Source organism: Paenibacillus sp. YAF4_2, from assembly GCF_052113225.1.
GTDB lineage: Bacteria > Bacillota > Bacilli > Paenibacillales > Paenibacillaceae > Pristimantibacillus.
The window spans coordinates 159,921-182,295 of sequence record NZ_JBFRCT010000005.1; the positions used below are offsets into that span (position 1 = coordinate 159,921).

20 protein-coding genes and 1 riboswitch are annotated in these 22,375 nt (G+C 50.5%); of the genes, 16 read left to right on the plus strand and 4 right to left on the minus strand.

Annotated elements, in window-relative coordinates; translation table 11 throughout:
* Positions 1 to 39: 39 nt before the first annotated feature.
* A complete protein-coding gene (locus tag AB4Y93_RS13810) occupies positions 40 to 3,795 on the minus strand; it encodes a DUF7507 domain-containing protein (RefSeq protein WP_441892819.1) in 3,756 nt (1,251 codons plus the stop codon).
* A 377-nt stretch (positions 3,796 to 4,172) separates the two neighbouring features.
* Between AB4Y93_RS13810 and AB4Y93_RS13815 the strand changes: the two genes are divergently transcribed.
* The 3 genes from AB4Y93_RS13815 to AB4Y93_RS13825 all read left to right on the plus strand — a co-directional run bounded on the left by AB4Y93_RS13815 (position 4,173) and on the right by AB4Y93_RS13825 (position 7,356).
* Positions 4,173 to 4,655 carry a DUF6530 family protein gene (locus AB4Y93_RS13815; RefSeq protein WP_441892821.1) on the plus strand — a complete coding sequence of 161 codons (483 nt, stop codon included), beginning with the start codon at positions 4,173 to 4,175 and terminating at the stop codon, positions 4,653 to 4,655.
* Positions 4,656 to 4,778: 123 nt separating this feature from the next.
* Positions 4,779 to 6,557: an AAA family ATPase gene (locus AB4Y93_RS13820; RefSeq protein ID WP_441892823.1), complete on the plus strand. Its 1,779-nt coding sequence runs from the start codon at positions 4,779 to 4,781 to the stop codon at positions 6,555 to 6,557.
* 88 nt (positions 6,558 to 6,645) lie between these two features.
* Positions 6,646 to 7,356, plus strand: coding sequence for an HAD family hydrolase (locus AB4Y93_RS13825; RefSeq protein ID WP_441892825.1), 711 nt, complete (start codon positions 6,646 to 6,648; stop codon positions 7,354 to 7,356).
* A gap of 37 nt (positions 7,357 to 7,393) precedes the next feature.
* Here AB4Y93_RS13825 and AB4Y93_RS13830 read toward each other — a convergent pair whose 3' ends face one another.
* On the minus strand, positions 7,394 to 7,807 hold the full coding sequence (locus tag AB4Y93_RS13830; protein WP_441892827.1) for a hypothetical protein: 414 nt from the start codon (positions 7,805 to 7,807) through the stop codon (positions 7,394 to 7,396).
* Between the two features lie 264 nt (positions 7,808 to 8,071).
* Between AB4Y93_RS13830 and rbsK the strand changes: the two genes are divergently transcribed.
* The 9 genes from rbsK to AB4Y93_RS13875 all read left to right on the plus strand — a co-directional run bounded on the left by rbsK (position 8,072) and on the right by AB4Y93_RS13875 (position 15,162).
* Positions 8,072 to 9,001, plus strand: coding sequence for a ribokinase (gene rbsK, locus AB4Y93_RS13835; protein ID WP_441892829.1), 930 nt, complete (start codon positions 8,072 to 8,074; stop codon positions 8,999 to 9,001).
* A 98-nt stretch (positions 9,002 to 9,099) separates the two neighbouring features.
* Positions 9,100 to 9,831: a polysaccharide deacetylase family protein gene (locus tag AB4Y93_RS13840; RefSeq protein ID WP_441892831.1), complete on the plus strand. Its 732-nt coding sequence runs from the start codon at positions 9,100 to 9,102 to the stop codon at positions 9,829 to 9,831.
* 138 nt (positions 9,832 to 9,969) lie between these two features.
* Entirely contained in the window at positions 9,970 to 10,461 is a 492-nt protein-coding gene (locus AB4Y93_RS13845; RefSeq protein ID WP_441892833.1) for a hypothetical protein, read from the plus strand.
* A gap of 159 nt (positions 10,462 to 10,620) precedes the next feature.
* Complete coding sequence (locus AB4Y93_RS13850; RefSeq protein WP_167278342.1) at positions 10,621 to 10,881, plus strand: hypothetical protein; 261 nt, start codon at positions 10,621 to 10,623, stop codon at positions 10,879 to 10,881.
* A gap of 128 nt (positions 10,882 to 11,009) precedes the next feature.
* Positions 11,010 to 11,714, plus strand: coding sequence for a GntR family transcriptional regulator (locus tag AB4Y93_RS13855; protein ID WP_441892835.1), 705 nt, complete (start codon positions 11,010 to 11,012; stop codon positions 11,712 to 11,714).
* A gap of 35 nt (positions 11,715 to 11,749) precedes the next feature.
* A complete protein-coding gene (gene uxuA, locus AB4Y93_RS13860) occupies positions 11,750 to 12,823 on the plus strand; it encodes a mannonate dehydratase (protein ID WP_441892837.1) in 1,074 nt (357 codons plus the stop codon).
* 1 nt (position 12,824) lies between these two features.
* Entirely contained in the window at positions 12,825 to 13,673 is an 849-nt protein-coding gene (locus AB4Y93_RS13865; RefSeq protein WP_441892839.1) for an SDR family oxidoreductase, read from the plus strand.
* Between the two features lie 49 nt (positions 13,674 to 13,722).
* Positions 13,723 to 14,649, plus strand: coding sequence for an aldo/keto reductase (locus AB4Y93_RS13870; protein WP_441892841.1), 927 nt, complete (start codon positions 13,723 to 13,725; stop codon positions 14,647 to 14,649).
* Between the two features lie 114 nt (positions 14,650 to 14,763).
* Positions 14,764 to 15,162: a hypothetical protein gene (locus AB4Y93_RS13875; protein ID WP_441892843.1), complete on the plus strand. Its 399-nt coding sequence runs from the start codon at positions 14,764 to 14,766 to the stop codon at positions 15,160 to 15,162.
* Positions 15,163 to 15,352: 190 nt separating this feature from the next.
* Here AB4Y93_RS13875 and AB4Y93_RS13880 read toward each other — a convergent pair whose 3' ends face one another.
* A complete protein-coding gene (locus AB4Y93_RS13880) occupies positions 15,353 to 16,198 on the minus strand; it encodes a MerR family transcriptional regulator (protein WP_441892845.1) in 846 nt (281 codons plus the stop codon).
* 297 nt (positions 16,199 to 16,495) lie between these two features.
* Positions 16,496 to 16,594, plus strand: a riboswitch (purine riboswitch).
* 124 nt (positions 16,595 to 16,718) lie between these two features.
* Between AB4Y93_RS13880 and AB4Y93_RS13885 the strand changes: the two genes are divergently transcribed.
* Positions 16,719 to 18,017 carry an NCS2 family permease gene (locus tag AB4Y93_RS13885; protein ID WP_441892847.1) on the plus strand — a complete coding sequence of 433 codons (1,299 nt, stop codon included), beginning with the start codon at positions 16,719 to 16,721 and terminating at the stop codon, positions 18,015 to 18,017.
* Positions 18,018 to 18,097: 80 nt separating this feature from the next.
* Entirely contained in the window at positions 18,098 to 18,871 is a 774-nt protein-coding gene (locus AB4Y93_RS13890) for a protein-glutamine gamma-glutamyltransferase (protein WP_441892849.1), read from the plus strand.
* Positions 18,872 to 18,876: 5 nt separating this feature from the next.
* On the opposite strand, the gene AB4Y93_RS13895 is transcribed toward AB4Y93_RS13890, so the two are convergent.
* Positions 18,877 to 19,743: a helix-turn-helix domain-containing protein gene (locus AB4Y93_RS13895; RefSeq protein WP_441892851.1), complete on the minus strand. Its 867-nt coding sequence runs from the start codon at positions 19,741 to 19,743 to the stop codon at positions 18,877 to 18,879.
* Positions 19,744 to 19,833: 90 nt separating this feature from the next.
* Between AB4Y93_RS13895 and AB4Y93_RS13900 the strand changes: the two genes are divergently transcribed.
* Both AB4Y93_RS13900 and AB4Y93_RS13905 read left to right on the plus strand, forming a co-directional pair.
* Positions 19,834 to 20,940, plus strand: a complete 1,107-nt coding sequence (locus tag AB4Y93_RS13900) for a Gfo/Idh/MocA family protein (RefSeq protein ID WP_441892853.1) — start codon at positions 19,834 to 19,836, stop codon at positions 20,938 to 20,940.
* A gap of 3 nt (positions 20,941 to 20,943) precedes the next feature.
* Positions 20,944 to 21,840, plus strand: coding sequence for a sugar phosphate isomerase/epimerase family protein (locus AB4Y93_RS13905; RefSeq protein ID WP_441892855.1), 897 nt, complete (start codon positions 20,944 to 20,946; stop codon positions 21,838 to 21,840).
* The last annotated feature ends 535 nt before the right edge of the window (positions 21,841 to 22,375 follow it).

Genomic DNA, 22,375 nt, shown 5'->3' on the forward strand with positions numbered 1-22,375 from the left:
CAGCTTTAAGCGGGCTGCTTCGTCCTTTTGCTTTGAACGTTATTCCTCGTGATCGGAGATCAGAACAGTAACCGGATCGGATTGGACCGTACCTGGAATGAGCGCGCCGCTTGGTGAGACGTAATTGAAGGCAAGACTTGCTCTATTCACCGTCAGCGGATTCTCTGGTTCAAACACGGCTTGAGCGGCAAAGGTAACGCGGATCGTCTGGAAGCCTCCGATTGATCCAAGCGGAATGCCTGTTGCTGGATTGGCGACAGATGAGCTTACACCATCAATGGTGACACTCCCCGGGATAAACGACAGACCTGCAGGCACGATATCCTGGAGCACCGCATTACTTAGCATCGTAAATTCGGGATTATTAACGATAAGCGTGAAGATGACCGAATCACCAACAAACACTTCACTGACATTGACGGACTTTGTAACAGTTGGCGGCCTCAACACGGTGACGGTAACTGGATTTGTAAGTATGGTTTGGTCCACGAGCTGACCGTTCGGCAGTTCGAATTGCAATAAAATATCGCCTCGATTCACAAGCACGCCGGTTGGCGGATAAGACTCAACCTTCAGTATAAAAGTCACGATATTCGTTATCCCAGCGATCATTGTTCCGAGAAACAGCCCTTTATAATGGTCAGCTCCTGGTACGGAGAACCCGTTCACAGTCAAGCTGTTTGCTACGAAGGAGGAGCCCGGCGGCAAAGTATCAAACCAAGTAGCCAGGGCATTATAGGAACCTGCATTTTTCAGTTCGATCGTATAGTTGATGGTTTCTCCCACAAAGGCGGTAGACTGAAGTGCGTTCTTCCTAGCTGTAATGATCGGCTGTGTAACCCTTATTGACACGGTTTTGGATATTGCCGGAGTGCCGTCGATATCATCTTCCTCGAATCGGACCGTTGCGACATCGTCGATTCTTGGGAAAGGTGCAGGAATGGATGTGACCTGGGACTGAAAAGTAACGGTTGAAGTAGCACCAGGAGCCAGCGTACCGATATTTATGCCAGTCGTAAGATCTCCGATAGCAGGGACACGGTTTACCTGTATGGATCCTGGAACTACTGACGTCCCCGAAGTAACGCTGTCTGTCACAATAACATTGGTGGCCGGAATAGCTCCGTTATTCGTGACATCAATCCTATAGGAAATAATTTGACCAACAATAGCGGTTGCGACATCTGCCGACTTCACCACATCAAGCGTATACAGTGGATTTTCTATGAGAACAACATTGGAAGTACCCGTTCTTGCGAGTGGTGTTCGGCCCGGCGGTGTATAAGTAAACGTCGCATTCGCTTGGTTGACATAAAATTGGGTTGGAGGCACGGTTATTAGAATGACGTTATAGGAGACAACAACAGCTTCACCTGGTGCAATAGGTCCAACAGGGATACCTGTGATTGGGCTGACAGCCGGAACCGAAATACCGTTAATCCATACCGACCCGGCTACAAAGGAGCTGTATGCGTTAAGCGGATCAAATAGGATCGGCACAATTTCAATATTGCCTGTATTCGTTACGGTAACCGAGTAATTGACGATATCCCCCACGTTTGCTTCTGCGACGCCAGCCCGCTTGACTAAAGTGATACCAGGCTGCACGACCGGTTCCGTGACTTCATTGGAGTAGGAGGTACCTGTAAAGGTGCCTGAGGTGAAGTTTTCCACGGCCTGATTGACAAGCACAGGCGGATTAGGCAGGGAATCAACCCTCACTTGGAAGGTTTGGATGATGCTTGTATTGGCAGGCAGAACAGCAACGGCAATACCGGCTATCGGACTAGCGTTAGGAAAAGGTATACCATCAATCGTTACACTTCCCGGGATAAAGGAACTGCCGACAGGTATATTGTCCGTTAAAATAACGTTGGTCAAAGGAGTTGCGTTATTGTTGGTTGCCGTAACCGTATACGTAAGGATATCGCCTACGACAACGCTTGGCAGATCAGCTGTTTTGACCGTCGTCAGCATTGGAGAGGAGACGGGGATGTCAACAGGGTTAGAAGGCTGCACACCTTTTATAATCCGCCCATTGGGCAGGGTGACAACATAGGCTGTCTCAAACAAGTTGTGAATAATGTTATTAGGCGGAACGGTATCCACAAGAAGCTGATACGTAATAGTAACGACTTGAACAAGAGCAAGGACGCCGATATCAATGCCGAGGTTTGGATTATCACCAGACTGATTGACGCCGTCTACAAATACGCTTCCGCTTACAAAGCTGGTCCCGACGGGAATTGGATCGGTGACAACCCCGGCAAACGGAATATTACCGACATTGGTAATCGTCAGGGTGTACGTAATAATATCGCCAACTAAAGCAGCAGCCAGATTTGCTTCTTTTTCCAGTACAAGCAGGGGAAGGAAGACAGGAATCTGCACAATCTCGGAGGGAACAACCGTTGAGATTGGAGGGGCATCCGGCGTCGCTTGGAATGTATAAGCAACCGTTGCCTGATCTCTCAGAATCGGCGGAGTAGGCAAGGAGACAACCAGCACCCTGAACTTGACGGTAACGATTTGCCCTGCCGTGAGGGTACCAAGCGGCACACCAAGCACAGGGTCTTCATCGACCACCATTCCGTTTACCGTTACGCTTCCCGGAACTAACTCCGTATTGTTAATCGCTGTATCAAACATGACAACGGAGGTCGTATTGACTGCTCCGACATTGGTGATGACCACGGTGTACTCCACAGTATCGCCTATAACCGTAGCTGTGGAATCAGCCGTTTTAACCACTGTAATCTGTGGCTCCTGAATATCAATTTGCAGGCCGACGGAGTCAACCAGATAACCGTCTCCGCTTGTTGTTAATCGGAATACTCCGGAGGTCTGGGCGTTAAGTAGGGTAGAGGACACAGTCACATTCGTAATATCCCAGCCTTGCCGCCCTCCTATAATATTGGAGCCTGGGGAACCGTTCACCTGGTTACGTGTGCCGAAGGTTCCACTCGTATCGAGCGTACCGTCATTTTTATTGATTTGCGAAGCAAAGAAGTTGTTGGCAAAGTTATTTGGCCCGGATAGGACCACTAAACTGCCAGCAGTAGGTCCAAATAACATTCGATCACCAGACTTGTTCGCATCTCCTTCCTGTGCCCCAACCAAAGCTCTGCCATTAAGGGCCCCGGCAAATGGAGTAGCAAAACCGGTAATGACAGTATCGACCGGTCCCTGTGAAGCTTGAATGACGGTTGCTCCAACTCGTAAAGAGAGATTTCTCAGCGGCTGAGTCGCATCCTGATAGAAGACTGCCAAGGTCCATCCCGCATGGTTGGAGGTGGGGTCAGGTATAACAATCGTTCCGACCACGCCGCCTGTCGTATACGTTCCTGCGCCGCCAGCGGATACAAGTGATGTGACATCCGCTGAACGGACATAGGCGTTTGTTCCCACACTAAGCGCAACCTCTTGAGCTGTAGCCGGATCAGGGCTGATGCTGAAGGTTCCGGCAGGGGTCGTCAAGCTGACGGCATTATTAATGAATGCACTCAGGTTCACGCCGTTGTTAATATACGTTCCACCCCAGATCAGCTCGGCATAGAGCACGGTTGCCCCTGGCGGCAGGGTTAATATGGCCGATGAACTGTCCAGCGTAAAGTTTCCCGTAGTCCCTGCGGGATAAGTACCGAAGGTGAACCCTGTATTGGTCGTTACAAAAGCCCCGATACTATCCACTGTACCCGGTGCACCTACCGTCTCCGATCTGCTTAATCCCAAGGTGTTTCCTGTAAAAGTTGCGGCTCCTGTCCGATTAAGAAAGAATCGATTCACAAAAGACATCTTAGCTTGGCCTCCTTTGTACGCAATGTACGCAATGTACGCAAATACTGATACCTATGATTAATTAGGTTAAATAGACTAGAAGAGTCCCGCCCATGATTGTCCTTTTTTGCTGAAAAAGAAGTCTTATTCCATCTGCATCATTTTTCTTCCATTAAATAGGAGGTTTGTATGCTCCTCGATGGAATAAGCTGTCCAGGCATTATGTCCTGATCCCGCGAATCGGCAACTCTGGCTACCGGGTGCTGAGGTGAATGCTCTTTTTATTTTAGACATACATAAATTTGACGATGGTCAGACAGGTACAGTATAATCAAACTACTAATTTAGTAATTTAGTAAATAACATAAATGAAAACAAAAGACGGAGGAATAGAGATGAAGATCCCTACAACTTTAAAACATAAGCCAGTTATCGTATCCGAAAATTACGAGAAGGTTGATGGCAGGTATGCCGAAAATACCGATGCGAAGGGGCTGTCCCTTGGTCTTGCCCAGTGGAATGATAGAGGAAAGGTAGAAATCTCGGCCAAAGTATGGCGTTATACGGGGGAGAAATGGTCACGCCAATCCGAAGAACTGCCGCTTCACCGCGTTCTCGATCTTGCGATCCTTGTCACACGTTCGATGCAGCATTTCCGTGAGGACTCATATCGGTATGAGAATCTATACGATCCGAACCATCCAACGCTGGACCGGATTGGCCTGCAGGGAGACGCGATGACGGTAGAGGTATGCACGGATAATGAGAAAATTAATCAGGATATTAAGCTGTTCAGCCAGGCACTTAGTGATGATGATGAGCTGAACGGTGAGCGTCTGCGCACGTTGTCCCGCATTTTGAAAGAGCTTGGATATTAATAGATGTTCGTCCTTCTGACGGAGGATGTTAATCTTCTTCCACTTGATGCTTCATGAGAATGTTAGTCATGGCGCGGAATGCCATTTCATAGAATAAGGCATACCGTAAAAGGAAGTGAAGCCATGAGGAGTTATCAGTGGATCAAGTGGCGTAGATTCCTCCTCAGGCTCGTAGTCCTCGTCATCTTGGTTTCGCTTATCTGGGCTGGAGGACCGCCGGTTTGGGGAGTCACGCTTAGCATTGCAGGCTTTGTGCTCAGTATGCTGTACGCCGTTTTCTTCATGATTATCCAGTTCGTCGCCTTATTCTGGTTTCTTGCGAGAGGGCGGACATACTGGATTTTGCCGGGGGAGACCGGCGCCACTTGGGATGATTACCGGGGCAACCCGGAAATTGTGGAGAATGCCAAGCGGATTGTCAGCCTGCTGAAAGGCGTGAAGGATTTCAAGAAGATGGGCGGCGAAGCCATTCGAGGCCTCTTGCTCTGCGGACCGCCAGGAACGGGGAAATCTTATCTGGCGCAAGTTATTGCCAACGAGGCTCAGGTACCGTTCGCTTACGCTTCAGCTCCCAGCTTCCAGAACATGTTTTTTGGCGTCGGCAACATGAAGGTTATGCGCATCTACAAAAAGGCCCGTAAGCTTGCCACTATGTATGGGGCGTGCATTATTTTCATTGATGAAGTGGATGCCATTGGCATGAGCCGGCAGGGCGGCGGTGGCGGAGGTATGGGGATGCTCGGTATGGGTGGCGGAACAGGACTCCTTAACGAGCTGCTTCTGCAGATGGACCCACCGAACCTCGACAGCTCGAAGTTCAAGAAATTTCTTCGGCAGCTCGGCTTGCTGCGGAAGAAGGCAGAACGCCCGCCTGTCCTTACTATTGCCGCAACGAACCTGCCCGATGTGCTCGATCAGGCCTTGCTGCGCCCGGGACGCTTCGACCGTCAGCTATGGGTGGATTCGCCGGATTATGACGGACGTGTAGACGTATTTGGCTACTATCTCAAGAAGGTGAAATGCGATCCGACGCTTACACCAGAGAAAGCCGCGCTTGATACGATCGGATACAGTCCGGCGCAGATTAAGCATATTGTTAATGAAGCTGTCGTTATTGCGCATCAGCGGGGTGCGCAGGTAGCAGGCTATGAGGATTTCCGTGCTGCGATGGAGACCTATGAATGGGGTCTCAAGCAGCCGCTTCGCTCGATGAAGGATGATGAGAAGCGGAACGTCGCTTATCATGAAGCAGGGCATGCGGTCGCCCAGTTTCTGCTTAAGCCTCATGACCGGGTATGGAAGGTTACCATTATCCGCCGGGGTGGATCGCTTGGGCTTGCGGCTACGAAGCCGATGCATGAGCGGTATAACCGGAGTGACAGTGAGATTCTGGCCCATATCCAGGTCTGTCTTGCTGCCCGTGCGGTAGAGGAAGAGTTTCTCGGGAAGAAGCTGAACGGAGTTACCTCCGATCTCAGGCAGGCAACGGAGAGTGCGGGGGCTTATCTTGGCATGGTCGGGATGGGCGATGAGCTGTACAGCTTCCTCGCAGCCGGATCGAGATTGGATGCGCTCAAGGCACTCCGTCCTCAGATTAATGAGCTGCTGAAGGATCAAATGCAGCAGGTGAAGAAGCTGGTCAAGGATCATGCGGACTTTGTTCATCGCATTGCCGAGGATCTGCTGCGGTATGGCGATTTGACGGGTGAGGAGATCGAGCAGATCTACAAGGATTTGTACGGCAGAGCCCGTCCGGAGCCGTCTGAGGTGAAGCTGTCCGTCACGGCTGCGGTCAAGGGATCGAAATCGCCAGCAGCTGAGTTGGTTGCGGAGGAAGATGAAGAGGAAGAGGACAAGGAAACGTCGGATTCCGATCCTGAACATCGGGAACCTGAATCGTAAGTGTTAGGAAGACCCAGCCCATGCGGCTGGGTCTTTTGCAGTTCCGATGTTACAATAAGAGGCATAGCAAGAGAGGAGCGGTTGTAACTTGATAAAAGGTGTATTTTTTGATGTAGACGATACGTTATACGATCATCTATCCCCTTTCCGTCAAGCCGTATCGGCGATTGTGGGCGAGCGGGAAGGATTTCCTTATGAAGAGGCGTATCACCGGATGCGTTATTACAGTGATAAATTGTCACTGGAGATGGGCGGAGCAGGCGTCATGGAGAGCGGGGCAAGCACGGAGCTGATGCGCCGCCGCAGATTCGAATTATCCCTTGCGGAATTTGGGATTACGCTGAGCGAAGAGCAGGCCTCCGCCATGCAAGCTGCATATATCGGATGTCAGTTTAACATTACGATGTTCGAAGGGGCCAAGGAGCTGATCGAACGGCTGGTGAAGGCCGGTTATGTAGTAGGTTTGCTGACTAATGGCGCAGAGAATCATCAACTGAAGAAAATTCGGGCTATGGAGCTGGATCATCTTATCCCGCCGGAGCGGCAGTTCATATCTGGCAAGGTTGGATGGGACAAGCCGGATACGAGAGTGTTTGCCCATGTTAATGAAATGACCAGAACGAGGCCGGAGAACAGCATCTATATTGGTGATTCCTGGCGTAATGACGTTATCGGCGCATTGGAAGCGGGCTGGTCAGTCATCTGGTTCAACCACCGCGGAGCAAATCCGGAATCGATGGAGCATGTCCCAACCCATACTGCGGTTAGCTATGAACAATTAGCCCGGCTGCTGCTATAGAAAGAAGACCCGGATCGGAGGTTCCGGGTCTCTTTGCTTACTTGCCGTGTTTTTTGTGAGCTTTTTTAACGATTTTATGCAGCTCAGCTTGTGTGAAGCGCTGAGCAGCGACCAGGTTGCCTTCAGCGTCCTTGCCCCAAGCGGATACAAGAACTTTTTTGCTGAACGTTACGAAACGAACTTCGTATTGTACAAGTTCGGCTACATCAAGAACGGCAAAACCTGAAGAAAGAGGAGCAAGGCTTAATGTTCTTGTTTCAACAAGTTCTTTATGGCCGTTCAGACGATACAGGCGAATGATGACTCTGGCGCGTTTGCAGTTGCTGTTGTTTAGCGCTTTAGCATACACCGTTTCAGAAGCGCCAGGGGTGGCGCCGCCACCAATTGTGTTCTCAACTGGACCAGTAGAATATACATAGATAAATCCCATTATTTTATCACTACCTTTCATTTGAAGATTAATAGCCTTCATCATCCGTAAATAATTGGAAATCTGATTGCCGGCCTATCGATAATCCTCTTTATTAGATAGGATAATGAATTCTACTATGCTATTAAGTTATGCTCGGGGCGGAAGAAGTTACTAGATTCGAGACCACTAATCTATGAAATGGACACTTAACCCAGCCTATTTATAAGGGTGAAGGAGTTCAATTGCTATTTTCCACATGCTGTGGTATAGTCGCCGCAATTACGAAGAAGGAAGGGATCAGCTGTGAGCAGACCAAAGCTTGTCGTCATTGGCAGCTTAAATATGGATATTGTTGTGGAGACCAAAGCTTATCCGCAGGTAGGAGAGACGATTACCGGAGAGCGCGTTCGCTTTATCCCGGGCGGTAAGGGAGCGAATCAGGCGGTTGCAGGAGCACGTCTCGGCGCTCATACGGCGATGATCGGAGCGGTAGGAGATGATGCCTTTGGCGAAGAGCTGCTTGCGAGCCTTCAGAAGGACGGTATAGATATTACTGGTGTACGGAGGGTTTCTGGCACAGCGTCCGGTATTGCATCCATTTACGTGGCAGAAGGGGACAACAGTATCGTTGTGGTTCCTGGGGCAAACGGACTTGTGGAGCCGACAGATATCGACCGCTGCGAGGACAAGCTGAAGGAGGCAGATATCGTGCTGCTGCAGCTTGAAATTCCGGTGGAGACGGTGCTGTATGCAGCACGTAAAGCGAAGTCGCTTGGCAAGCTTGTTGTTCTTAATCCTGCACCTGCCCAGGAGCTGCCGGAAGAACTGTTTGGTCTGGTCGATTACTTTACGCCAAACCGGACGGAGCTTAGCGGATATACCGCAATGAGTGCAGACGGAAATTCACTTGAGCCAGCCATTCACCGGATGATGGAGCTTGGCGCTGCACATGTTGTGACGACGCTTGGTGCTAGCGGCTCGGCTTACCTGGATGAAGTTGAGGGTCAGCTAATCAGGGTTGCAGGCTATCGAATGCCGGTTGTCGATACCACTGGAGCAGGAGATTGCTATAATGCTGCACTAGCCGTAGCACTAGCTTCCGGCCGGACACTTAGGGATGCGGTGGATTATGCCTCAATGGCATCGGCGCTGGCGGTTACCAAATTTGGAGCGCAGACCGGTATGCCAACAGAGGACGAAGTCGCTCGCTTTGCAAAAGAACAAGGCAATTAATCACGTCGCGGACAGCGTTTTCGCCGGATAGGGATATGGCGGCACAATTGCGGAATAATACCTGTGATGCCATCCTAAGGAGGAGTAACGCCATTGCTATGAGACGACTCATATTGGGTGCGGCGGTAACGGCGCTTTTATGCGGTTTTACTGCCCCGGAAGTAACCAAAAACAGAGCTTATTATGAAAGCCGCGGCGAGATCATTTGGGAAGTGCCAGGTGAGAGCAAGAAGATCGCTCTTACGTTTGATGACGGTCCATACCCGGAAACAACGGAGCTGATTCTGGATCTTCTGAAGGAATATCATGCGAAGGCTACCTTCTTCGTTGTGGGTACCCGGGTAGAAAGCTTCCCGGAGACGGTGAAGAGGGAAATCGCAGAGGGGCATGAGGTCGCGAACCATACGTTTAACCATGTGTATTTCCTGCAGAAAAAGAACACCGAAACGATGCAAAGTGAAATCGTCCGGACAGAGCAGGCTTTAGAGCAGTTGACAGGCAAGAAGCCCTTATTGTTCCGCCCGCCGGGCGGTTTTTATAATGAGCGAATGATTGCCATTGCCAAGAAGTACGGCTACACCACAGTGTTATGGTCCTGGCATCAGGATACGAATGACTGGCGCGCCCCCGGCGTGCACAAAATCGTAAACAAAGTGCTGAACAACGCCCGTAATGGGGACATAATTCTGCTACACGACTATGTTCCGCGCTCGATGCAGACTGTTGAAGCTTTGAAGCTGATTTTACCGGAGCTGCAGAAGCGAGGGTTCGAGATGGTCACGGTTTCAGACCTGATTCATGATCGCGATAGTGTATTGAATCCTTATTAAACCGCAGTTAAAATGAAGAGGGAAAGGTTGAACCTTTCCCTGCTTTGAGGCATAGTTTGAACGGTGAGCCATACAATATTGTAAGCGCTATCAGTTTTGTGGAGGATGCCAAAATACTCGGGAAAAGGTGGTATTGCGATGGGAACTCGTCTTTGGTGGGAACAAGCAGTTAGACAACGTTTTCCGCATATTCGATATGTCACCATTCGCAGCTGTGGTCATCATAAAGCGATTATTTATGCATGGGACGACCAGCTTGCGTTGTCCGAAGAAGATGCCGCCAAGCTGCACCGTTATGCAAGCGAGTGGATGTCACCTGATATTTGCGTAATGGTAAAGCCCTATGACGAGGCGGCGAAGGATCAAGTGCCTAGCGATTCACCTGATGAGGATCTCCGAAAGACTGCGCTGCGGGGCAAATTGGACCAGTCGGCCGTGTTTACGGTCTTGAACAATTTGTTTGCAGGGGTTGTTGTCTCCTTCAACCGGTATGATGTTCGTACGGGAACTGTGCATTTGGCCGCTTACAGCCACTCTCCTTTCACAGATAATGCGAAGAGCAAAATCCGTTATTATGCCGAAGAATTGATGCCAATTGGTTCAACAGTGGATGTAACCTATTACGGGTGATTAATAGGGGATGGCAAGCCGAAGTCCGGCTGACATTCCGGTTGGAAGGGGACCGGCAGCGGTCCTTTTTTTCTGTCGCAGGAAGATTCCATATCCTGTATAATCTTTGGTACATGCTTGTGGAAGTGGAAACTTTGGCAAGGGGGATCTGATGGCGGGATGAGACTGAAACGGTGGCGGACCATCAAATACGCTGCAACAGCCGCATATCTTGTTTTGATCATATTAGGCGTAACGGGGAATATCCCGAGCCGTGTATCGACTAGTCTGGTTGTGATCTTGTTAGGCATCGTCTTGTTTATTCAAGGGTATGAGGATGCCAAGCGGGGAAGAGTTGGCAGCATGCTGTTTTCCATAATTGGCGGAATTATTTGTATATCGGCGCTCACGCTCATCTTGATTCTGACGGAGTTTAGTTAACGGTAGAAATGGACGAGCTTAACGATGCGGGACATCGTTAGGCTCAAAAAAAATTTAGGTCTTTACTTGTATACAAGAATACAAGTAAAGTAGAAGATAGAAATCATACAGGAAAGGAGGCGGCATAGATGACGTTATTATCGCCGCTGCAGCCGCAGAAGCAGCGCAAGACGCTAGGCGACCAGATCTATGAATCGATCCGGGAGAGCATCGTTTCGTTCCGGCTTGCACCGGGCACGATGATTTACGAGAATGAGCTGGCCGACACGATGAAGGTAAGCCGCACACCGGTGCGGGAAGCCATCCGGCTGCTCGTCAGCGAACAGCTTCTGGAGGTGCTGCCGCAGCGGGGGACGCGAATCGCGCTTATCTCTGCGCGTAAGGTTAGCGAGGCCCGTTTTATCCGGGAACAGCTTGAGCTTGGGGCCTTCAAGCTTGCAGCTGCCAAATGGGGCGAACGTGATCGATCCGCTGCAAGCGCTTCGATCGAAGCAATGCTGAAGCAGCAGCAGGCTGCATCGGATGCAAAAGATATTGCACAGTTTCTGCAGCTGGATGAGGCTTTTCACCGCGCTATTCTTGAGCTTGCCGGTAATGATACGCTGCTGCAGATGATCTATTACATGCGCGGGCATCTCAATCGGGCAAGGTATCTGGCTATAGACCAATTTGGCCATACAGATCGTGTAATAGAGGAGCACCGTCTCTTGTATGAAGCGATTCGTGCGGGAAGCGAGCAGCTAGTGGCTGAGCGGCTTGCGCAGCATATTCGTAAGCTGGACAACGAGCTGCCGCAGTTGCGGAAAGCTCATCCGGATTATTTTATAGACTAACGATAGCGAACAATCTTGGGGAGGGTGAATGGACATTGAAAATGACATTTCGTTGGTATGGGGAAGGTAATGACTCTGTAACACTTACGCAAATTAAACAAATTCCAGGTGTTGAGGGACTCGTGTGGGCACTGCATGACGTTCCAGCTGGCGAAGAATGGCCAATGGATAAAATCATGGCTTATAAGAAGCTTGCCGACGAGAATGGCTTCCATCTGGAAGTCGTCGAAAGCGTAAACGTACACGATGACATTAAGCTTGGCCGGCCTACAAGAGACAAATATATCGAGAACTACAAACGCACGATCGAGAAGCTGGCGACAGTTGGCGTTAAAGTCATCTGCTACAACTTTATGCCGATTTTCGATTGGATGCGGACCGATCTGTTTAAAGAAATGGAAGATGGCTCTACTGCGCTATTCTTCGATAAAGCCAAAATCCTAAGCATGAGTGCGGAAGAGCTGGTAGAGAGCATTGCCGGAAATTCTTCCTATTCGATGCCAGGCTGGGAACCGGAGCGCCTGAAGCATCTTGCGCCTTTGTTCGAGGCTTATAAGGACGTGAAGGAAGAGGATCTTTTCAACAACCTTCAATACTTCCTGGAGCAGGTCATTCCTGTAGCCGAGAAGCATGATATCAAGATGGCCATCCACCCGGATGATCCTCCTTACTCGGTATTTGGCCTACCGCGCATCGTGACGAATCGCGATAATCTGGCGAGACTGCTGAAGCTGGTGGACAGCCCTTCGAACGGCTTGACGCTGTGCAGCGGTTCGCTTGGCGCGAATCCAGATAACGATATTCCAGCGCTCGTACGTGAATTTGCGGACCGGATTCCTTTTGCGCATATCCGTAACGTACGCGTGTATGAGAATGGTGATTTTATCGAGACTTCCCACAAATCGAGTGACGGTACCGTCGATATTGCCGAAGTGGTAAGGGCGTACCACGAGAGTGGATTCCAAGGTTATGTGCGTCCAGACCATGGCCGTCATATTTGGGATGAAGAGTGCCGCCCTGGCTACGGTCTGTATGACCGCGCGCTTGGCATCATGTATCTGTGGGGAGTATGGGATGGACTTGAACGTAATAGAAAGGGGAATGCCTAACATGGTACCTAATCATGAGAATCTAGCAGGAAAAGTTGCAGTTATCACCGGAGGAAGCGGTGTGCTCTGCGCGGAGATGGCCAGAGAGCTTGGACGCCAGGGTGTGAGGGTTGCGATCCTGAATCGGACCGCGGAAAAAGGCGAAGCCGTAGCACGTGATATTCGCGAAGCAGGCGGAACAGCGATTGCTGTTGCCTGTAACGTGGTGGATGCGGAGAGCGTGAAGCAGGCTAGCGCGATTGTACTTGAGTCACTCGGCAGCTGTGATATTCTGATCAACGGTGCCGGCGGCAACCATCCGGACGGCATTACGACCAAGGAAACTTTCCATCCAGACGATCTGGAGAACCCGGACGTTACGACCTTTTTTGATTTGAAAAAAGAGGGCTTTGGTTTCGTATTCGACCTGAACCTTCTTGGCACACTTATTCCGACACAAATATTTGCGAAGCAAATGATCAATAAGCCGGGTGCAACGGTGATCAATATGTCCTCGATGAGTGCACCAAGCCCAATGACGAAGGTTCCTGCATACAGCGCAGCAAAAGCTGCAATCAATAACTTTACGCAATGGCTCGCTGTTCATATGGCGGATGTCGGCATTCGCGTAAATGCGATTGCTCCGGGCTTTTTCCTGACGGAACAAAACCGCAAGCTGCTCACCAATGAAGACGGCTCTTTAACAGATCGTTCGAATAAAATCATTACGCACACTCCGATGCGCCGTTTCGGCAAACCGGAAGATTTGCTTGGCACTTTAGTGTGGCTGGCTGATGACAGTGTATCCGGCTTTGTAACGGGGATTACAGTTCCGGTCGACGGCGGCTTTATGGCTTACTCTGGCGTGTAATGTTATGATAAAGGATGCAGTTTAGTTAAAATTGGAAGGAGTGGCGATTGTGAAATACCGGAGACTCGGAAGTACAGATCTTAACGTATCTGTCATTGGCATCGGAACATGGCAGTTCGGAGGAGAATGGGGACGTGAGTATACGCAAAGTGAAGCGGATGCGGTCCTCGACAAAGGGCATGAGCTTGGCATCAACCTGATTGACACAGCAGAATGTTACGGCGATCATCTCTCAGAATCTCTTATTGGCGATTATATCAGCCGCCGCAATCGTGAGGACTGGATACTTGCAACGAAGTTCGGTCATCACTTCCATGAACGGTTTACTCGTACGGATGTATTCGACCCGGCGGGTGTAATCGAGCAGCTGGATGCATCTTTAAAGGCATTAAAAACAGACTACATTGATCTTTATCAGTTCCATTCCGGGCCTGACCATCTCTTCGATAACGATGAATTGTGGACGACACTGGACAAGCAGGTGCAGGCGGGAAAAATCCGCTTCCTCGGTACCTCGATAGGCAGTAACGCGAACATTCATCAGACGGAAGCTTCTTCGAAAGTAGGCTCCCGCGCGATTCAAGTCGTGTACAACCGCCTTGACCGTGTGCCGGAAGAGCAGGTATTCCCGTCTTGTCAGCGCCAGGACCTTGGTGTTCTTGCACGTGTTCCGCTCGCCAGCGGTTACTTGAGCGGCAAGTACAAGCCGGGAGCGGTATTCAGCAGTACCGACGTGCGTCATCGGCATGATGCCGAGAGTACGCAGGAGAAGCTGAAGGAAGTTGAGCGTATTCAGCGCGAGGAAGTGCCGCAAGGCATGGACATGGCAAGCTGGGCATTGGCGTGGTGCCTCAAGCATCCGGCCGTTACGGCTGTTATCCCGGGCTGCAAAGATCCAGAGCAGGTAGCGTCCAACGCGCTCGCAGCACAGCTCGCAAGTGAGCCGCATCCGCAAGACGTGAAGCTGACGAAGTAATTAAACAGGGCCGGCCCATCTTAGGTGAACGGCGCCTCTTGTTAGATACCATCTGACACGAGGCGCTGCTCGGGGGCTGGCTCTTTTCTATTTTTGGCTGAAGGAGAGTTACATATGGTTAGAGTGTGGATAGTCGTATGCCTGGTGGTGATGATACTTGCAGGCTGTGGTCAAAGTAAGGACCAGACACCGGCACCAGTGCCGGATTATACGCCGTTTCTGACGGCAGATGAAGGGGATTTGCAGCTTGTCGCCTTAGTGAAGGAGAAAGTGCAGGAAGAAACGAAGGCCGTTAATGATATGGTGGCAGCCATGGCCGGCCGGTTCACGCCCGTGATCTACGATGTACAAACGGAGGAAGGGAAAAAGGCTGTGCAGCAGCTGCAGACGGAAGAGAGTTACCCAGCTTATTTTCTGTTCAACAATCAGCAGTTGTTGGCTCAGGGACATGACTTAGCGCAGATCGCTCAGGCTGCGATGGATTACACTGATCGATTGTCTATAGGGGGATAGCAGCAGCTAATTGATCATAGCTGTTTAGCTGTAAGGCCGGAATCCGTCTTACAGTGGCAGCCATCGAGCAGGCAGGACAAATAGACAAGCCAAAAAGGACCTAACCCGGCTTCACTCGGCCTGACTTCCGCGGGATGAATGCGGAGCAACAGCGAGAGTGGAGGGAGTTAGGTCCTTTGTTTTACCCGTTTCAGAAGAAAAAGAACGAACGGAAGCCACGTTTCTTACGTTTGCCATCTGTCTCCATGGACTGTGCAATCTCGAAGGCTGCACTCTGCTGCTCTGGGTTACGGATCGCTTCGATAGTAGCAGCCAGCTCAGTCAGCGACTTGCGAAGCTCCTCTAATTCTTTGCGATGATGGAGCAGCTGGACGGTAACGACTTCATCGGCCTTTTGGGACAGGGCGTTCTCTATGGCATTAAGACGCTCGAGCATCGGATCTGGTTCATCGAATAGGTGAGATGAGGGACGGATAGGGGCAGTAGGGACGGTTACTTGCGAAGCTTCATGCGATTGGTCAGCATCGCTTGCATGTGGTGCAATAGTCATTATGCTATTACCGCCAGCACCAGCTGCAGCATGCTCAATGCCTGTAGTAATCTCTGCTGTGGCTAAATCAACTTCACCAGGACCAGCATTACGAACATTACCTGCACGATCAACGACGAGTACACTAGAGTTAGCATTACGACCTAAAGCAGCGGTACGCTCAACAGTAGAACCAGCATTACTACCACCAGCACCATTCGCCAACGTATCAGCTTGAACCGGAGCCCCAGCTCCAACCACTTCTGCTGCTAACGCAGCCAATGCTTCTTCTTCCGCCAGCGTAGGAAGCTTAATGTCGTACAGCGCTGTGCCGGCATCGAGCTGGCCTTTCACCTGCCGAAGCTTGTTCATCGCGGGAGCATCAAAGATGTAGTGTCCGAACATGTCCTTCCGGAAGGATGCAGGGAAGGTGGACACCCAACGTCTGATGGTTGTTTCGCTGACGACGAGCTGCTGGGCAGCCTCTTTTGTTTTGAGTAACGTCATTTCATCACCTCATTCATTTGTCACTAGTGAGACTTATTCGTCCCCGCGAGCCAACTCCCTGCCAGCCTGACAAAGGTAGTGGTATATCGCTAAAAGAAGTGCTGATCCGATTGAATTCGCCTAAACGGGGACAATTCGTCAGCCGCTGAGGACTGTGGAACTGGAAGTTCGACGATTTGCCAGGAAGGCGAACGTTTTCGACGTCATTAAACCAATAGTTCGTGAATAGACGACAAATTTCGCAAAAAAGGATTGACACCATCTGCCTGCTCCTTTAATCTTATGAAGGTTAATTGAACAACTCTAATCAGCTACATTCGTATATCCTCATCAATATGGCGTGAGGGTCTCTACAAGGAGCCAAAAATCCTAACTACGAATAAGGGATACGTGTATCTACTATCCTCAATTCGCGGCGTAGGATTTTTTTATTTTCCCATATTTACTAATTCGCCGCCAACAAGGAGACAATAGGTAAGAGCGTACCCAGACATTACGAACAACTCGGAGGGAACGAACAATGGAACGCCTGTTTAAATTGAAGGAGCGGGGCACGTCGGTAACGACGGAATTGCTCGCGGGAGTAACGACTTTTCTAACGATGGTCTATATCGTAATCGTAAATCCCGGCGTATTAAGTGAAGCGGGAATGGACTTCCACGGTGTCTTTATCGCAACGGTTCTTGCAAGTATCGTAGCAACGCTTATTATGGGGCTTTTCTCGAACTATCCAATCGCACTGGCACCTGGTATGGGCCTTAACGCGTATTTTGCTTTCACCGTGGTAGGGGGAGAAGGTGTATCGTGGCAGACAGCGCTTGGCGCCGTGTTTGTGGCAGGGGTTATCTTCATCCTGCTGTCGCTGACATCCTTCCGCTATATGCTGCTGGATGCCATCCCAACAAGCCTGAAGCATGCAATTACAGCCGGGATTGGCTTATTTATTACGTTTATTGGTCTGCAAAATGCAAAAATCGTCGTCGCTTCGCCAGCAACGCTCATTACGATGGGTGATCTGTCGCAGCCGATGACATTGCTTACGATTGTTGGCCTTATCATCTCGCTTGTCCTGATGGCCTACCGGGTCAAAGGCTTCCTGTTCATTGGCATGATCATTACCGCGATTATCGCGGCGATCACCGGTGAGATGCATCTGCCGGATACCTGGGCGTCGCTTCCTACGGGACTTAATGCAACATTTTTCCAACTGGATATTGGCGGCGTGTTCAAAAATGGTCTTTATGCCGTTATCTTCACGTTCCTGCTTATTACCCTGTTCGATACAACCGGCACCATGCTTGGCGTAGCCGAGCAGGCTGGCCTGTTGAAAGATAATAAATTCCCGCGTTCGCGCGGCGCTTTACTTGCCGATGCGATCGGAACAACCACAGGTGCCCTTCTGGGTACTAGCCCAACATCCGCTTATGTCGAGTCGAGCTCAGGTGTTGCTGTTGGTGGCAGAACGGGGCTTACAGCAATCACAGTTTGTGTGCTGCTCGCGCTGACGCTCTTCTTCTCCCCTACGGTAGCCGTGCTGGCGGGCATCCCGGCAATCACGGCTCCTGCACTGATTATCGTAGGCTTCCTGATGATCAACGTGCTGCGCAAGATCGAATGGAATGACATTGAAGAGGCATTCCCTGCGTTTCTAATCGTTGTTCTTATGCCGCTTACGTACAGTATTGCAACAGGGATTGGCGTCGGCTTTATCGTGTATCCGATTCTGAAGCTAATCCGTGGCAAAGGCAAAGACGTTCATCCGATTTTTTACGTATTTGCGGTACTGTTCTTTATCCAGCTTGCGTTCTTTAGCCACTAAGCAGCAAGCGGCAGCAGAGCACCAATTATACCCCTCACACGTACAATAACCCATGGCATGATCATGGGAGGGGTAATACAATGCTTCTGATTTCGGGCAGTGACGCCGGACAGGTTAACCCGTTTGCGTTAACGCCGGTGGAGCGTGAAGTGCTGCAGGGTAAGCAAAACAGTCCAGTCGTTTATCGCTATGATTCAATGGATGAGCTTTATTTCGAGCTGAGACTAAGGGATCGGATCGTGAATGCGGCCAGGATGCTGCAGGACAGCCGGGCTGACTTTGCGGTATTCCGTCATTCCAGATGCAACGAGCAATACTGGACACGGACGGACAACGGCGGATTTCAGATGAATCCAGATGTTCGGCCGTCCGATGCGATTAATGATATTTTTCAAAATGGCGAGGAATATGGGTTCGAATGTGCAACGGCAATCGTAATCGTGTTGTATAAGGCCGTGCTGGATACGATCGGGGAGCAGATGTTCAACTCGCTGTTCAACCCTTTATATTTGCGGGACTGGAATCACGACAGCGATTTGTGGTTCATTACAACACATAACAAGAATGAAGCGCTGCCGGGTGATGTGATGTACTTCCGTAATCCGGACTTTGACAAGGATACACCCGAATGGCAAGGGGAAAATGTTGTGAAGCTGTCGGAAAATCTCTTCTTCGGCCATGGCATCGGGATCGAGTCGGGCGATGAGATTGTTACTGCCCTTAACAAAATGCGCGAGACCGGCAGCATGGAGTCTGCCTATCTGGACGATCTGGTCGTTCATCCGAACTTCAAGCATCTGCAGACCATTGCGTCCCGTCAAAGCCGCTTTGCATTAAGACTTGGGAATTTGTAACGGAATCAGCGTACCGAGCGCATGTTTTTGCGGAAAAGCTGAGGCGCTTCACCGGTAATTTTCTTGAATAGCCGCGAAAAATAAAATACATCGCTGTAGCCAAGCGCTCCAGCGATTTCCTTAACCGTCTGCTCGGTATTGAGCAGGCGGTTTTTGGCTTCCGCCATCTTCAGCCGATGGACGTATTCATGCAGGGCGAAGCCCGTGTATTCACTGACGGTACGACGAAGTGTCGACAACGCCCAGTGATGACGCTCAGCAAAAGCTGCAGGGTCGAACGGCTCATGAAGCGTGGCGGACAAAGCCTCTAACAGCTGGGCAAGCCTTGTTGTCTTGCCCCCGGCGGGGGAAGCTTGGCAGAGCTGCACCCAATCATAGACGAGTGATTCAAGCAGAAGGGAAGCGCGGTCGGCGTTGGCAGGTGTACCACTTTCCATTAACGCGAAGATCCGGTCGATCCGGTTCTGCGACGAGGCATCCTCACCCGGATGCATGACCGTATTCTGCTGAATTGGCCAATGGCCCAGCCATTCCTGCGACCTTGTCCCTTCAATTGTAAAATAGTACTCATCCCAATAACCGCCTGGGTCTGGACCATAATCATAGTGGACACCAGGCTGGAACAAGAAGAGGCTGCCCTCTGTCACGCGCTGCTGTTCTCCATGGTTCACCCGATAAGTGCCCGATCCTCCCGCAATATAAACGATCGCCCAATAGGTGAAAACAGCCCCTTGCCGATAATGAGTGCGGCCGGGCAAATAGCCTGCATTCCGAATGACGAGAGAACGAACGGACAGCTTGGCAGGATCAAGCGTCAAATCGACAACGCGGAGGGGCTTTGGGCTGATCATATAATCCATGAATTGAGCCATGCTGTTCATTCCTCTCTTTTTAATCTCATGATAAATTGAACATAGATCTGATTGCAACTGATTATAGGAAACATGGAGGAGATGCTGGCAATGGCGAAATTAAAGGTTGGAGTTATTGGAGCAGGGTCGATTTCGAGTTCACATTTGCATGCTTATTCGGTTCATCCTGAGGTGGAGCTCACAGCAATTGCGGATATGAACGGAGAGCGTGCGCAGGAGAAGGCTGCAGCTTATGGCATCCCTCATGTTTATGATAACTATATAGAACTGCTGACTAATCCGGACATTGATGCAGTAAGCATCTGCACCTGGAATAATAGTCATGCCGAAATTGCTGTTTCTGCGCTGCTCGCCGGCAAACATGTGTTATGCGAGAAACCGCTTGCCCAGACTGTGGAACAAGCACTAACCGTGCAGGAAGCGGTGAAGCGTTCCGGCAAACTGCTGCTTGTTGGCTTTGTACGCCGCTATGCCGATCAAGCACAGCTTGTGAAACAATATGCAGAGAGCGGGCAGCTTGGAGAAATCTATTATGCGAAAGCATCCGCTATCCGCCGTCTTGGCAATCCTGGCGGGTGGTTCTCGGATGCCACGCGTTCGGGCGGCGGCCCGCTGATTGATATCGGAGTACATATGATTGATTTGTGCTGGTATCTGATGGGCAAGCCAAAGCCGGTCTCCGTGAGCGGGAATACGTACAGGAAGCTGGGCAACCGGTCGCATATTGAAGGTTTAAGCTTTTATAAGGCAGCGGACTACAATGCTTCGCTTAACGATGTCGAGGATATGGCCAATGCGCTGATCCGCTTCGAGAACGGTGCTTCGCTGTACGTGGATATCAGCTATACACTGCATGCCGCTCAGAACGAGATGAGCAGCAAAATTTACGGAACCAAAGGCGGAGCGGAGCTTGATCCGAAGCTGGTGATCGTAACCGAGCAGTTCAACAAAATCGTGAATATCGAGCCGCAGCTGGATCATCTGGACTTCCAGTTCCAGGACAGCTTTAATCAGGAGATTGCGCATTTTGTAGATTGCTGCTTCGGAAAAGCCGAGCCGATCAGTCCAGTAGAGGATGGCGTTGAGCTGATGCGGATGCTTGAGGCGGTCTATCAGTCATCCGCGCTTGGGGCAGAGGTTATATTGGAATCAGATGCAGTGTCTGAAGCAGCAGCTGCAATGAAGGAGGGCGTATAAACGATGACGGATCTGGTGAGAACAAAGATTAGCAATCCAATCGGCGTTATTGTCGAGAGCTTCGGAATTGGTCTGCAAGAAGGTTTGAAGAAGGCTGTGGAGGTTGGCGCAGAAGGCGTACAGATCTACGCGGTCAGCGGCGAGACCGATCCTGCGAACTTGTCGGCTTCGGCACGGCGTGAGCTGAAGGATCAAATTGATTCGCTGGGATTAACCATATCCGCCTTGTGCGGTGATCTTGGCGGCCATGGTTTCCAAGACGCGGCAGCGAATCCGGCTAAGATCGAGAAGTCGAAGCGGATTCTGGAGCTGGCACTTGATCTAGGAACGAACATCGTGACAACGCATATTGGCATTGTACCCGAGGACACAGAATCGGCGATTTATGCCGCGATGCAGAGCTCATGTGAAGTGCTGAGCAGCTATGCGAGCAGCATGGGGGCGTATTTTGCAATCGAGACAGGACCGGAGCCTGCTGCGCGATTGAAATCGTTCCTCGATTCGTTATCGACAAACGGCGTGTCGGTCAATTTTGACCCGGCAAATATGGTGATGGTAACGGGAGATGATCCGGTCCAAGGTGTGTATTTGCTGAAGGATTACATTGTGCATACCCATGCGAAGGATGGACTGAAGCTGGCGGCTGAAGTAGATCCTCGTCAGGTGTACGGCTACTTGGGTTATAACAAGATGGACCATAACGTTATCGCCGATATGGTAACGGACGGGGCTTTATTCCGTGAAGTACCGCTTGGTGAAGGCAGTGTTCCTTTTGACCGTTACCTGAAGGCGCTTCAGGATATCGGGTTCAACGGTTATTTGACGATTGAGCGCGAAGTTGGGCAGCAGCCGGAAGAGGATATCCGCAAGGCTGTTGAGTTCCTGCGGGCTTTTCGCTAGGCAAGTGGCCTCAAGATAGCTTGTCTTGATAGGTCGCTCACTATGCCCATAGCTGGCAGATTTCAGTGAAAACCGTTGCAAAATGTTAATATTTACGCCGCATAAAGCCCCCTATTGTCCGTTAATATAGAGGTAATAGCGAGAAGGGGGTAGTTACAGATGAACGTTCCTGTTGGAGTATGGATTTTTGCCGGCATCATCGTTGTTTTGCTCACCTGGATGACCCTTTGGGTCACAAAGAAAGCATATTCGAAAAAATGGGACGACTCCGATGTCTAGTCGGACCGTACGGTTATAAGTGAGAGCTGCCTGAAGTGAACAACACTTGGGCAGCTCTTTTTCGTTGTGGGGTTGCGAGCAGCTTAGCGATGGGGCACATCGTTAAGGTAGGCGGAAACGTGCGAAGGTGGCTTGAAAGTAGTGGTTTGTTGAGCTAAACGATGCGGCGCATCGTTAAGGAGTGGAAAAGGCAGGTTGGGAGAGGGCTATACGATGCGGCACATCGTTAAGGTATGCGAAAACGTGCGAAAGTGAG